Consider the following 15,743-nt stretch of genomic DNA (forward strand, 5'->3'; position numbering starts at 1 on the left):
TAAATGTGGTTTATTCTTATTTAGTTTTGCGCATTATTTCACTATTAATTTCACTGCTTTTTGACCGTTATTGGTTTTTAAAACCGCAATCCATAGTCCTGATTTAAAACTAAAATGTGTATCGGTTTTTGTATTTACAGATTTAACTAAAGCTCCTGACAAACTATATAATTTTAGTTCGGTTTTTGCTGTTACATTAGTAATATATACATTATCGCCAATGGCTTTAACTTGGGTTTCTGTAGAAAACGCAACATCATTTACGCCCAAAATCGTGTCAGTTCTGTAAAGTTGGTAATCGTCAATCCAAACTTCGGTACCACTAGGAGAACCATCGCAACCGTTAAAAGAAATGAAACTTGCCGACGGATTAGCTCCTGTTGCAAAGGTAAAATCTATTAATTGCCATGCGCCACCAGTATCAAAAGTTTCAACCAATGTTGGGTCTACATTATTTGCCATAAACCCAATACTACCTCCAATGGTTTTAATATATACGTGTAAACGATAAGTCGCATTTGGCGCCCAATTTATTGGGTTAATATCGAGTGCAGCGTTACAGCCATTGGTAGTTAATTTAATATAATCGCCACAATGCGCATCAACATTATCGGTTACCACTTCTCTATTTCCCCAACCTTGCCATAAACTTAAATCGTCGCAAGCGCGGTTAGGAGCTAAATTTTGTTCGCCATCGTATAAAGGCACAAAACTACAATCTTCGTTATTATCGATCACAACTGCATTTCCTATGTTATACAATTCGTAATTATCTATTAAAATTTGTGTTGCTGTTTCCGATTCGCAACTATTAATAAAAATGAGACCAGATGAAGCATTTGCTCCCGTTGTAAAGGTGTAATCTACAATATCCCAATCGGAATTATTAAACACATAAGCATCGGCTCCATCGGTGTTTGTAAACCCAACTTTTGCAGTTCCTCCAACTGTTTTTGCTGCAAATTTTACACGATAAACAGTATTAGCTTCCCAATTTACAGCAACATCGAGCGAGGTAGAACATCTGCCGTTTAATCTCATGGCATTAGCACCACAATAAACATCGGCCGTTTCCAATACTTGATTTGAAGCTCCCCAACCTTGATACGAATTAAAAGCATTCATTTCTGGATCGGGTGTTAAGTTTGTTTTATCGGAATACAATAACGTAAACGGACATTCTTCTGGAACCGACACATCTTCACCATATAAACTGGTAACTTCAGCAGCACTTAAGGCTCGATTATAAATTCTAAACTCATCAAGTGATGCATCTAAAATAGGGTCTGGATATTGTGATTTTCCAATATAATTTTGAGTAGTTTCGCCTAAAATTGAAGGCGTTAAAGTAAAATCTTCTTTTCGTCCCACTTCTACCCCATCAATATACATTATACCAACATTTCCATTCATGGTTATGGCAACATGTGTCCAAACATCTAGTGTTGGCGCTACTGAAGACTCTATGCGTTCCTCCGTACCATTGTTATATTTAATTGCAAAACGATAATTTCCTGTACTTCCGTTTTGTGGTGTTAAAAACATATTGGTTGCCGAACCAGATCCAAAATCGAAAATACGCATCCAATTAGAACTTGAATTTAATTTTACCCAAGTTGCTATAGTAAAATCGGTTAAACTACTAACTACGCCATTTTCTATTTGCATGTAAGAGTCGTCGTCTCCTGTGAAATTAATACCGCTACCACCTTTGCCTGTACCACCACTAACGGCTGGATAAAGTGTGCTTTGATAAACACCCCATCGGTCGTACGGATTTGTACTAAAGCCTTCATTAAAATCGTAATACAAATGTTGTCCTGTATTTGGCGCCGAAACTACGGTACTAGAATCGGATCCCGATCCTGCATCGTTAAAAGGCGTGATAACATAATAATATGCCGTTCCATTTACGGTTGTTTGGTCTGTATATTCATTTTCTTCAAAACCGGTTGTACCCACAGAAACAAAGGGTCCAACAGCCGACGTAGATCGTTTAACATCAAATTGAGCATCGGGAATTATATCCCATTTTAATTTTACTTGATTATCGCCAGAACCTACCAAAATATTTTGAACTGTGGCATTAGGTGCATTTAATGAAAATGTTGTTGCCATAGCTTCAGGTGAAGAAAAACCACTTTCACCACCAGCATTTACAGGCCAGATTTTGTAATAGTAAGTTGTATTCGGACTTAAATTTGTGTCTTGATAATTTGTATCTGAAACTTCTGAGGCTACAAGCGTGTAAGTCCCTCCAGAAGATGTTGCACGTCTAATATTATAAGACACTGCATTTTCAACCGCTGTCCAATCTAATTCTATTTTTTTAGCTGAAGTCGCTTTGGCTTCAATTAAAGATGATAACGATATAGCTATTTGCGGCGAGGTTGTTTCAGCATTGTCTTTACCTACTGTTTTTAATTGATAGAGCGCATAAGTTGGTATAGCATCGGATGCTGATAATACCGTATAATCTGGTGAATCGTAAAATGAAGACCAAGTAGACTCGCCACTTAATCGACGCTCTACAACATAATTATTAACCAATTCGCCATTACGACCTTCCCAGTGTAAAACCACATTTTGAAAATCTTCGGAAATGGTATAGCTTAAAGTTTCGGTGTAAGGTGTCCAAGTAGGAATATATTCGGTAGCTGGATTAAACGCTTTAGCCGAATTTTTGTTACGTAAATACTCTCCTGCTGGCGTGAGTACTTTAGTATTTTCTCCGCAGCCATCTGTCCATGTGGAAATTACATAAGCATCATCTAACCAAGTATAATTTTCCCAATCGGGGTTATTTGCTTTCCAACAATCATTTATAATTAAAACGGCTGCTCTACAATCTTCAACTGCATTGTAAAACGAATAACGCTCAACATAAGGTTTACTTTCTAAAAGGTCAACAATATATGTAATATCTTCTAGTTGCTTTTGCACATTAGCATCGGTAGCTAAACGATTTCCACTAGGCCAAGCTTCGGTAGTCCAGTTAGCACCGTTATTCCACTCGGTAATCCAAATAGGACGTTGATAAGCGTTCCAAACATTATCTAAACGCCACGACCAATCTTGTTGATCGCGCGACCAGTACGAATGTATTGCAATAAAATCAACACGATAATTATTAGCTTCAGCTTCTGCCATAAATCCGGAAAGACCGTTATAAGGATCGGAATGTGCAGGTGATCCTAAACGCAATCCGCTATTCATAAAATACTTCCAGTTATCAATTACAACTTCATTTTCAAGATTAGATTGATCTGGTCTATCGGGTTCATTATAACCCAACACATGAGTAACATTGGCTTTATTTTCAATTTCGCCCCACCCTGGCCAACCCAAGTTCTGCTTAATAGGAACATATTCAAGATTAGTGCTAGAATTACCTCCTGCCGACCAATCGTAGCGCCATGACGCATTTATTGCGGTCCATTCATCTTGAATCCAACCGGCCCATCCTTTTTTGGTTACAAAATCGTTTAAAGCCATCACTCTTATAAATGATATGGTTTCATTTAAATACGGCGACTCTGTTTGTAGGCTAGCAATTTCTAAATCGGCATCATCCGCTCTAAATACACGGCTATATCCCGTACCATCGGTACTTGTGGCCAAAGTTACCATATAACCTTGTTGTAGCGTAAACGATTTAATGTTATTATCGAAAACACCTAAATTATAGTGTCTTGTAAAGATGGCATAGGTTTGCGAGTCTCCAGAGTAATTATCTTCGGTGTAAACCGTTAATGGAGATTGCGCTTGTAAAAAATAAATACAGAATAACTGAAGAGTTAAAAATAGCGAGTAGTTTTTTTTCATTTTATAGTTTCAATTGGTTTAATTCTATAAGTGTACAATAAACACTTAATGGTTTTATAAAATTCTTAAAACTATTTGGCAGTAACAGGGTACAAAATGGTATTTATACAGGGAATAAATGTCCAAATTTTAAAATGAAGACTTGCTGTACAATAAAATTATTAATATTGTTAAAACGACCACTTTACAACTAAAAAAAGACATTACTGTGACCTATTTTTTCACTACAAAAAGCAGACAATATTTTTGTTCAATCAGCTTATTTTTTTCAATTTTTATTGGTGCGCAAACACCTAAATTAGCTCAATTTGATTTTGATTCTACGCAAGATACCTCTAACACATTTACGGGAAGCTTACAAAACGGTGCTACTTTATTACCGTATGAAGGTCATCATGTTTTGGCTTTAGGAGATAACGATGGGTATTTCGATTTTTCTTCAAATTTTGGAAGCATTATAGCTCAATTAGACAATTTTAGTATTTCTACAAACTTGTACATTTCGAGCTCTTATAACATTAGCAACTTTGGTAATTTTGTATGGACGTTTGCCAATTCAACAAACATGGCTGCCACTGCTAATGGTAATATTTTTTTTGGTGCCATAAGCTCCAGATATGCCATAAGTACAACCCATTGGCAAACCGAAGAAGCCGTAGATTTAAACCAAACTTTACCACAAGGACGCTGGATAAACCTTATTTACACACAGCTTAACGGTAATGGAAAAATCTATATTGATGGCAATCTTATGGCTCAGGCCAATGTTAATTTAACACCGAGCAATATTGGGGCTACACCTTTTAATTTTTTAGGACGCTCTTGTTATAATACCGATAAATATTTAAAAACAGCACAATATGATAACTTTATTGTATACGACGGTGCTTTAACCAATAATGAAATTGATGCCTTAGCTGAAACTATAACGCCTTTAAACAACACCCTAAATTCGTTATTACTTAACGACGCTGCAAATGCATTAACGATTGAAAATGCAGATGCCATAAAATCGAATTTAATTTTACCAACACAACTTGCTCACGGTATTTCGGTTAGTTGGGCATCTTCAAATAGTAATACCATTTCATCAAGCGGTATTGTAACCAGACCTCCTGTAGGCTCAAATCCTGTAAGCTTAACACTTACGGCAACCTTACAATTAAATGGCGTTACCGTAACCAAAACATTTAACGTTACGGTGCTTCCATTATATTCGGATATTGAAAGCCTTCAAATAGATCTGGATAATTTAACACTAAGTGGTAATACTACAAATATTCGCGATGCCATTCATTTACCAACAACTACTCAAGAAGGTTCGATGGTGGTTTGGTCATCAAATGAACCTAATTATTTAAACAATGTTGGAAAAGTGCAGCAATTATCGGCTTACGGTAATGGCAAAAAACAGGTTATGCTAACCGCAACACTTATAAAAAACAATGAAAAAGGCACTAAAACCTTTACCGTTTGGGTCGCCGAAAAAGAAAACAGAGACGCTTATCTATTTTCATATTTTACTGGTAACGATGCCAATGGTGAACAAATTAGGTTTGCCGTGAGCAACGATGGCTACCATTATACACCTTTAAACAATGGGCAACCTATAATAAGTTCCGATACCATTTCTATTAAAAAAGGGGTTCGCGATCCGCATATTTTACGAGGTGAAGATGGGGAAACCTTTTATATGGTTGTTACCGATATGAAATCTGCCGAAGGTTGGAGTAGCAACCGAGGCATGGTTTTATTAAAATCGAACGATTTAGTTAATTGGACGCATTCAACGGTGCATTTCCCAACAAAATGGCCAACCGAATGGGGTAATGTATTACGTGTTTGGGCACCACAAACCATTTACGACCCAGTTGAACAAAAATATATGGTTTATTTCTCACTGTGGAGCAATGACAGTAATGCTCCTTACGACAGAATTTACTACTGCTATGCCAATGAAGATTTTACCGATTTAATTGGAACACCTAAAATACTTTTTGATAGAGGTACATCAACCATTGATGGCGATATTGTATTTAACGAACAAGATAATTTATACCACATGTTCTTTAAAAATGAAGCATTAGGCGGTATAAGTAAAGTCACGTCGACAACACTTACAGCGCCATTAGGACAAGAAGGCACACAATGGAGTAACCCTTCGCCACCAGTACAACAAACCAATAAAGCCGTTGAGGGTTCTGGTGTTTTCAGGTTAATCGATACCAATAATTGGATTTTAATGTACGATTGCTATTCTAATGGTCACTATCAGTTTTGTAGCAGTACAAACTTAACCGATTTTAGCTTTGTAAGAGATAATTACGACATGGATGCACGCCACGGAACAACCATTGCCATAACTCGCGAAGAAGCTGCTCGATTAACTACAAAGTGGCCAAGTGCAGCCCTTAACCCAACACCCGAAGGCGCAAAAAATAAAGCTATTAAAAAATACGGATTTGATTTAGATACCTCGAACCAAACCATAAATATTGCTGTGAATTACGGCACAGATATAACAAATTTTAATCCTGAATTATTTGCAGCACCAGGAACAATTATTTCGCCAACTGGCGAACAAGATTTTAGTTCGGGATCTGTAAATTATCAATGTTCTATAAACGGAAATACTGTAAATTATACGGTTTCTGTAACCGTTGAAGTTAATGCTGTACTTGAAGGGTTTAAAGCAGATCCAGAAATACTTTACTCCGAAAAAACAGGTCGTTTTTACATCTATCCAACTAACGATGGTTTTCCTGGTTGGGGTAGTTATACCTTTAATGCGTTTTCGTCACCAGATTTGGTGCATTGGACCAATGAAGGTGAAATACTCGATTTAAGCAGCAACCAAGTTTCTTGGGCTTACGGAAACGCTTGGGCACCTGCCATCATTGAAAAAAAGATTAATGGTGACTATAAATACTTCTATTATTTTAGTGGCGATACTGGAAGCACCAAAAATATAGGGGTTGCCGTTGCTAACAGTCCAACAGGACCATTTGTAGATTCGGGTGCGCCATTAATTTCGCAATTGCCAACTGGTGCGAACGGACAACTTATTGATGGTGACGTTTTTGAAGACCCTGTTTCTGGGAAAACCTATTTTTATTACGGAAACGGATTTTTGGCTGTTGCCGAACTAAATGATGATATGGTTTCTATTAAACCGAATACGACATCTGTTATTACACCAGCTGGAGGAAACCTGAGCACTTACGATTATCGTGAAGCAGCTTACGTATTTTATAGAAATGGTTTGTATTACTTTCTTTGGTCTGTTGATGATACAGGTTCTGCCAATTACCACGTCGCTTACGGTACGTCTACGTCACCAACAGGTCCTATAAATGTTGCAAGTGAACCAATTGTCATCATTCAAGATCCAACGAATAAAATTTATGGAACAGGTCACAACTCCGTATTACAAATTCCGGGTAAAGATGAATGGTACCTTGTGTATCATCGCATTAATGCTGAATATATTAACTCTGATCCTGGAACACATAGAGAAGTATGCATTGACAAATTAGAGTTTAATCCCGATGGTACTATAAAACCTGTAACACCAACCAGACAAGGTATTACTCCCGTTATTTTAGATCATGTTGCAAATGCATTAAGTGTTTCAGAAATTGATAACAATACTAATCTCAAACTTTTAAAAAGAGAGATTTATAATTTCTCTGGGCAATTTTTAGGAAATAGTTTAAAACCACTTAAAAAAGGGTTCTACATTATAAAGGCATTTTATGAAAACGGAACGATCTCTACAAGAAAAATATATAAAAACACCCCTTAATTGGATAATAAAAAGTTTGAAATCTTATCATTGCCAATGTATTTATATTTTAAGTGTTTCCACCTATGCGATATATTGATGATTGAGCCTATCCTACCATACTCATTTGATAAATTAACACAAAAAATATCCTAAATTTAAGTTAGAATGAAACATATTCTTTTCGCAGTCTTTATTGGAGCCTTTTTTATTTCATGTGCAAAAAAGAAAGAAAAACAAAACTCAACTTTAACCTATAAACTTGAACCTATTCCTGATGTTCCTGAATTACTAGACGAAAACTCCGTAGACATGGCAGACGCATCCCTTTTTAAAGAAGTGAAATTGGACTTACCTGTTTCGGAAGGTCCATTCGACCCTACTTGGGAGTCTATAGAAACTAATTATCCAGGCACACCAGAATGGCTTCGGGAGGCTAAACTCGGTTTGTGGGTACATTTTGGCCCTCAGTCAGTTGGCGAAAGTGGAGATTGGTATGCTCGAAGACTTTATGTTCCTGGAACTAATGCCTACAAAAACCACCTTAAAAATTACGGTCATCCATCAACAATAGGCTATAAAGAAGTACTTCGTGACTGGAATCCCGATAAGCTAAACCCAGAAAAATTGGTTAAAATCTATAAAGATGCCGGGATACGATACCTTATTATTCAAGGTGTCCATCATGATCAATTCGATATGTGGGACTCAAAATACCAACCCTGGAATTCTACGAATCTCGGCCCCAAGCGCGACTTGGTTGGAGAATGGCAAAAAGCCGCTCGAGAAGCTAATATACGTTTTGGCATCACTTTTCATCATGAATATTCTTGGTGGTGGTGGCAAACAGCTTTTCAAAGTGATACCACTGGTAATTTAGCTAGTATTCCTTATGACGGCAATTTAACCTTGGCCGATGGTAAAGGACTATGGTGGGAAGGCATGGACCCCCGTTACCTGTATGGCGTTAACTTACGCGAATACAAAGGGGTGGCAGCAGCAGCTAATTCGCCTTGGTCGCCTCCTCCTGCAGGCATATTTAAAAACCACTTAAAATTTTCTAATTGGTATGCCAAGTGGTGGGCCTTACGGATGATGGATGCCGTTGATAAATACCAACCCGATTTTATTTATACCGATGGTACCGACCAACAACCTTTTAGCGGTTTTGGAACCGGAACTGGCTATAAAAGTGATGCCATTCAACGTGTTATCGCCGATTACTATAACAAAACACTTGCGCGTCGTGGCGAGATAGATGTGTTCAGCATTATTAAATTTAGAAACAAAACCAATGGAACCGTAAACACCCAAGAAGGAGGTATTCCCGGAGACATAAAAACAGACCAGGATTGGATAGCCGAAACTCCCGTTGGAGACTGGTTCTACGGTCCAGGTTTTAATTATAGTTCAGATGCTGTAGTTCGGTACCTTCTGGAAGAAGTATCTCGCGATGGTAATATTGGTATCTGTGTTTCCTTGTTACCTGATGGTTCTTTAGACAAAGGCAGCACAAAAATGCTCAAGGAAATTGGAGCGTGGATGAAAATAAACGGAGAAGGTATTTACGGTAGTCATGCTTGGGAAAAACTGGGTGAAGGTATCAATGGTCAATTAAATGTTTTACCAGGCGGCAAAATTGGAGATAGGCAAGCCAACCACCCATTTTCAACTTCCGACATTCGTTTTACCGTTGGCAAAGACGGCTCTCTATATGCTTGGGTTATGAGCGTTCCGAAAACAAGAGAGGTAGTCAAAATAACCTCGCTTGGCCTCAATGAAAATAGATTGACAGAGCCTATCTCATCACTTACTCTTTTGGGCTATGAAAGCGATGTAAATTGGGAACAAAAAGAAGACGCTCTTCATATTACTTTTCCAGAGAACACGAATTTAAAAACAGCTATAGGTTTTAAAATAGGGCCTGCATCAATTGTTAGACCTAAAGCCCCGCTGGATGTGAAAGCAAACAACAAAGAGGGCTCCATAGGTCTTAGTTGGGCGTCCTACCAAAATGCAGACTATTATATTGTTAAGAGAGCAGAGCACAAAGATGGACCTTATAAAACAGTGGCAGACCATCTAAAAACCCCCGAATGGAAAGACTCAATTGCAGAGCAGGGAAAATTATATTACTACACCATTACAGCCAAAGTAGGACAACATTTTTCTAGCCTCTCTGAACCCGTAGCCGCTCTATTGTCAAATGAAAACCACAATTGGAATACGGCCAATATTGGAGACGTTCGCCTAAACGGAAATATTACCCAATCTAAAAACACCGTTTTAATGAAAGGCGCCGGAAACGATATTTGGAGCACAAAGGATGCTTTTTATTTTGCATACAGCAACCTATCTGGTGACGGTAGCATAATTACAAAAGTAGAAGCATGGATAATACGTCTTCATGGGCTAAAGCTGGTGTTATGATTCGCGAAACACTCAATCCAGAATCCAGTCACCTCATAGCTTTTGTCACACCTAGCGAGGGTGTTGCCCTACAAGGACGAAAAACAAAGTTTGGACAATCAGAAGGTTTCGCACAAACGCATAAGATAAGCGCACCAAGATGGATTAAATTAGAAAGAAAAGGAAATACATTTACAGCCTTTCAATCTGAAGATGGACAGCATTGGATGCTGGTAGGTTCTACCACAGCAGAACTCGCTTCCAATGTAAAAATAGGTTTAGCCGTTTGCAGCCATAATGAAGATAAATTTTGTAATGTTCTCTTCAAAAACGTTATTATTAATCAAAACTAGAAAAAGTAAGATGATAAAAAAATTGTTTGCCTTACTGGCAATCATACCCTTTATAAGTTGGGGGCAGGCTATAAAAGGCTACCAAAAAACCCAAGAAAAAGTAATACTTCAACTTAATGAAGGTCAATTACAACTAACCCCTTTATCAAATAATGCTGTTAGGGTACAATTCAGCAAAGGCACCGTGCCTAAAATTGACGAATTAGTTCTAACTTCTGAAAAAAAACCAATCAAATTTAAAACGGTCAAATCTGATTCTTCCTTAACAGTAATAATGCCAAAATTAAAAGTTTTGGTAAACAAAGCAAATGGTGTTTTAAGCTACTACAATGCCAACAATAAAGTAATCTTAAAAGAAAAAGTTGATAGTAGAATTTTAAAAGAAAGTAGTGTTCAGGGTGAAGCATGTTATATTGCAGCACAAAGTTTCCACGCCCCTGAGGATGAATTTATATACGGAACCGGACAGTTCCAAGATGGCTACCTAAATATTAAAGGCTTGCCCAGAAGACTTACACAAGTTAACAGCCAAATTTCAATACCTTTTATATTATCTAACAAAGGATATGGGTTACTTTGGCACAACTATGGTCTTACCGACTTTAACCCTGCCACTAAAGCAATTAATTTAAAATCATTAGGAACGGAAGGGGAAGCTGTAACTCTTGAAGTCACAACTACCGAAGGAACAAAAACAGAAAAACGGCAAGATGGTGTATTTACAGGTATGCTGAATATTAATAAAGCTGGAAAATATGCTTTTTTCATAGATGTTGGACAAAAAATGGCGCGAAAATGGCAGCTAACAATCAACGGGGAAGATGTTATAAATTTTAAAAACCATTGGTTGCCACCAACAACTAGCATTATCGTTGATTTGAAGAAAGGAGTACACAATATTGTGCTTAAAGGCGAAAAGAACGATAAGCCAAGTCTGTATTTTCAAAAAGTAAAAAATGAAACCGTTTTTAGTTCTCCCGTAGCCAAGGTGTTGGACTATGTTGTTTTTGCCGGAAACGCAGATGACGTGATATCTACCTATCGAGACTTAACCGGAAAAGCTCCTATGATGCCAATCTGGTCATTGGGTTATATTCACTGTCGGGAAAGGTATCATAGCCAAGTAGAACTGCTTGAAAATGCATCGGAATTTAGACAAAGAAACATACCTTTAGACCTAATTGTACAAGACTGGCAATATTGGGGCAAACACGGCTGGAACTCAATGAAATTTGATGAAGACCATTACCCCGACCCAGCAAAGATGGTTCGCGAATTACATGATATGGACATACGCCTAATGCTATCAGTGTGGTCTAAAATAGACAAGGCATCTGAACTTGGCAAAGCTTTTAACGACAAAAATTACTACATACCAAATACGCAATGGGTCGACTTTTTCAATCCTGAGGCCTCAAAGTTTTATTGGGAAAACTTTAGTAACAAACTACTAAAACCGTATCAAATTGATGGATGGTGGCAAGATGCAACAGAACCTGAAAACGACGACCTTGTTGGGCGAAGAATTAACAATAACACCCTTGCAGGCGAATGGATGCGTAACGTATATCCTCTATTCGTAACTAAAACGGTATATGAAGGTTTACGTAAAGACGCTCCAGATAAACGAGCTTTTATTCTTACTAGAAGTGGGTTTTCAGGTCAACAAAAGTATGCAGCTGCATTATGGACTGGCGATATAGGAAACAATTGGCAAACTCTACGGCGACAAGTTACTGCAGGACTAAACACCTCTATAACTGGTATACCGTGGTGGACCTTCGATGCCGGCGGTTTTTTCCGCCCTGGAAAAAGTCAGTACACAGATAAAGATTTTCATGAAAGATTTTTGCGCTGGCTTCAATTTGCAACTTTTTCACCTTTACAAAGAGTGCATGGTTACCAAACAAACACTGAATTTTGGCGCTATGGATCTGAGGTAGAAAAACTTTCGCTTAAATATTTAAATTTAAGATACCGTTTGCTTCCATATATTTATTCGCAAGCTGCAAATGTTACTTTAAAAAACGGCACCATAATGCGTCCATTGGTAATGGATTTCGCTTACGATAAACAAGCACTCGAACAGCTCCACATATACATGTTTGGCCCTTCTTTTTTAGTGGCGCCTGTTTTAGAAAAAGGTGTTGAAAATTGGCCTGTTTACTTACCAAATCATCAAGCTGGCTGGTTTAACTTTTGGACGGGAAAACATTATTCAGGAAATCAAACGATCAAGACGGAAGCCTCCATTTCAACTCTGCCACTATACGTAAAAGCGGGGTCAATCGTAGCAATGGGAGAACAGGTTCAGAACACTGAAGAAATACAAGTTAAGCCCATTGAAATTCGGATTTATACCGGGGCTAGTTGTTCCTTCGAATTATATGAGGATGAAGGAACCAATTATAACTATGAAAAAGGAGCATATAGCATTATTCCTTTTAAATGGAATGAAGACAAAAAAACATTAGAAATTGGCAAACGAAAAGGTAGCTATAAAGGCATGTTAAATGAAAAAACCTTCAAAATTGTGTGGGTAAATGAGCACAACGGAATTGGCCTAGAGCAAGGAACCGTTAATAAGCTTGTGAAATATGATGGCAAGAAAAAAATAATTGTTCAATAAGACAATTTTAAAAGGCTTGTTTTATGCAACATACAATATTAAAATATAAAAAAAGGGTTTAGCAGAATTAAGCGAGACCCTTTTTTTATATACCCTACTCACTTTACGCTAACACTTCTCATTTTTAATACTTAGAAAGTATATTAATGGTTTCGGCTACTATACCTTCCGAAGAAACTTCGAGTTGAATATTCCCTTCTTTGCGACCACTTTTAACAATAACCAAAGCACGACCATGCCATGCATTTCTGGTGTTCGAGTAGTAAGAATTTGTGTCTTTTAAATCGGCATTATCAACGCCTATAATTTCACCAGGACCAGAAATTAAAAAGTCAAGTTTATTGGCTGCTGTTGGGTTTAAAACACCATTCTCATCGGTAATTTCAACGGTTATGTATGCTAAATCTTGTCCGTTAGCTCGTATCGCTTTTCTATCTGCTGTTAATTTAATTTTCGATGCTGCTTCTGCCGTTTTTAAAATAGTTGATTCCTTTTCTTTTCCTGTTTTCGATACCGCTACTGCTTTTAAAATTCCAGGTTTGTAAGGTAATTTAAAGGTGGCTTTAAATTCTTGTGCAACCGTTGTGGATTTTTCTCCTACAAGTTGATCATTTAAATAAAGTCTTACTTTCGGGTATTTTGAGTACACCTCAACATCAATAAGCTTACCCTCATGATTTGGCCACGTCCAACTTTCCCAAGTAGGCCATACCGCCCAAGACGTTGTTTTTATTTCACCATTTTCAGGGTTTGGTTCTTTTACTGCCATATACAACATTTCTGTATCGTTATACAACATACTTCTGTAATGCGAAATGGGTTTACGCCAACCTATTAAATCGACATCGCCACAATAGGCACCGTGCCAAGGATATAAATTAGCTTGCCAATGCTCGCCATCGGGTTCGCCTGGGTAATAATAACGCCCGATACCCGATTCGCCCAAATAATCCATAGCTGTCCACACAAAATCACCAATTATGTAATTATTTTTATTGACTAAATTCCAGATAAAAAATGCATTTTTAGGATACGATTCGGTATTTACAATAATGCGCGAAGGTACGCGCTCGTGGTCATTTTCAGCATGTTGTAATTGGTAATTGTAACCCGCAACATCATGCGCTGCCATCAACGGATCGAAAATATCCCAACCTTGTCCCCAACTGGTCATTGCTGAAGTTACTGGCCGTGTGGCATCAATTTCTTTTACAGCATCCGATAACATTTTAGCGGTTTCAACGGCTTCAGGTTTGGTTCGTTCTATAATTTCGTTACCAATACTCCACATAATGATACTTGGGTGATTTTTATCGCGTTTTACCATGGCTTGCAAATCGTGTTTCCACCATTTATCAAAAATGGAAGCATAATCGTGGGTTATTGGCGAAATGGTCGTTTTCATTTCACGCCAACCATCAAAAGCTTCATCAACAACCAGCATTCCTAAACTATCGCAGGCATTTAAAAAGGCTTCCGATGGTGGATTGTGAGACGTTCTCAAAGCATTAAAACCTGCGGCTTTCATTAATGCTACTTTTCGCACTTCAGCTCTATCATACGCAGCAGCACCTAAGGCTCCGTTGTCGTGATGTACGCAACCGCCGTTTATTAATGTTTTCTTTCCGTTGAGAACAAAACCATCTTCCGAAGAAAATTCAATAGTTCGTATCCCATGGGATAAGGACAGGCTATCAATTTTAGTATTATCACCTCCATTTTCGTATAAATTTATGTTTAAATCATACAAATTAGGATGCACTGGCGACCATAAATATGGGTTCTGAATCGTTATTATTTGGTTTACCTCAACCTGAGACTTTGCCTTTATAGACACAACTTCTTCTTTTAAAATTGATTGATAAATGCGCTTTCCGTTTTTAAAAGTTTTGTTGAACAGAAAGTCAGCTTCAACCAGAACTACTTTATCTTCATTCGTTTCGTTTTTAATAATGGTTTTTACGGCAACTTCGGCAACATTATCGACAACCGATTTTGTAACCGCCGTAACGCCCCATTGTTCTATTCGTAATGGTTCGGTTACCATAAGCCAAACGTTACGATATATACCAGACCCCGTGTACCAACGACTGTTTTTTTGTTGAGAATTATCAACACGAACTGCAATGGTGTTTTCTGCATCTATATTTAGATAAGAACTTAAATCAAACGAAAATGAAGTGTAGCCATAAGGTTGATCACCTAAACGTTTGCCATTAATAAACACTTTGGCATTCATGTAAACACCTTCAAAATAAATAGAAACTTTTTTATTTTTTAATGCTTTTGATACATGAAAGGTTTTACGATACCACGCTGTTCCTGTTGGGAAAAATCCACCATCTACCCCACTCACATTGTCTTTTTCTGGCTTACCTTCAATACTCCAGTCGTGAGGCAGATTTAAATTTCTCCAATCTTCATCATTAAAATTTGCTTGACTAAATTCTTCAGAATCATCTAACTTAAATTTCCAATCGAAATTAAAGCGTTGTTTTCTGTTATAAGTTTCTTCTTTAGAAAAGGTCTCATAACTAGAATTAATAAGAAAAGCTGTAAATAAAACTAATATAATCTTGTTCATGTAAATTTAGTTGGTTTAGTTGTTGTTTTAATGTCTTCTAAATCTCTCAGAAATTGTCAAATTACAAAATCAAAAACCCAAATAAGGGTTATAAATTATACAAAAAGAGATACAAATTACCTAACAGGTTTAAATTAGGAAAAAAATTACGAGGTTCCA

6 protein-coding genes are annotated in these 15,743 nt (G+C 37.4%); 4 read left to right on the plus strand and 2 right to left on the minus strand.

The genetic code is table 11. The annotated features are described in order from the left end of the window. Nucleotides 1–33 precede the first annotated feature (33 nt). Nucleotides 34–3,825 carry a LamG-like jellyroll fold domain-containing protein gene (locus PK35_RS02625; protein ID WP_044625068.1) on the minus strand — a complete coding sequence of 1,264 codons (3,792 nt, stop codon included), beginning with the start codon at nucleotides 3,823–3,825 and terminating at the stop codon, nucleotides 34–36. A 208-nt stretch (nucleotides 3,826–4,033) separates the two neighbouring features. Here PK35_RS02625 and PK35_RS17050 point away from each other — a divergent pair, with 208 nt between their 5' ends. The 4 genes from PK35_RS17050 (at nucleotide 4,034) to PK35_RS02645 (ending at nucleotide 13,000) form a co-directional block, all read left to right on the plus strand. Then, complete coding sequence (locus tag PK35_RS17050; protein WP_162182420.1) at nucleotides 4,034–7,630, plus strand: family 43 glycosylhydrolase; 3,597 nt, start codon at nucleotides 4,034–4,036, stop codon at nucleotides 7,628–7,630. Between the two features lie 147 nt (nucleotides 7,631–7,777). Next, nucleotides 7,778–10,039, plus strand: coding sequence for an alpha-L-fucosidase (locus tag PK35_RS02635; RefSeq protein WP_082048494.1), 2,262 nt, complete (start codon nucleotides 7,778–7,780; stop codon nucleotides 10,037–10,039). Next, nucleotides 10,000–10,371 (plus strand): DUF1349 domain-containing protein, encoded by a 372-nt coding sequence (locus tag PK35_RS02640; protein ID WP_082048495.1) that lies wholly within the window; start codon nucleotides 10,000–10,002, stop codon nucleotides 10,369–10,371. Before PK35_RS02635 ends, PK35_RS02640 begins: the two co-directional genes overlap by 40 nt. 10 nt (nucleotides 10,372–10,381) lie before the next feature. Then, on the plus strand, nucleotides 10,382–13,000 hold the full coding sequence (locus PK35_RS02645; RefSeq protein WP_117624641.1) for a glycoside hydrolase family 31 protein: 2,619 nt from the start codon (nucleotides 10,382–10,384) through the stop codon (nucleotides 12,998–13,000). Between the two features lie 124 nt (nucleotides 13,001–13,124). Here the strand turns inward: PK35_RS02645 and PK35_RS02650 are convergent, their stop codons facing one another. Then, nucleotides 13,125–15,584, minus strand: coding sequence for a glycoside hydrolase family 2 TIM barrel-domain containing protein (locus PK35_RS02650; protein WP_044625070.1), 2,460 nt, complete (start codon nucleotides 15,582–15,584; stop codon nucleotides 13,125–13,127). Nucleotides 15,585–15,743: the final 159 nt, after the last annotated feature.

The organism is Neotamlana nanhaiensis (assembly GCF_000943555.1).
Taxonomy (GTDB): Bacteria; Bacteroidota; Bacteroidia; order Flavobacteriales; family Flavobacteriaceae; genus Neotamlana; species Neotamlana nanhaiensis.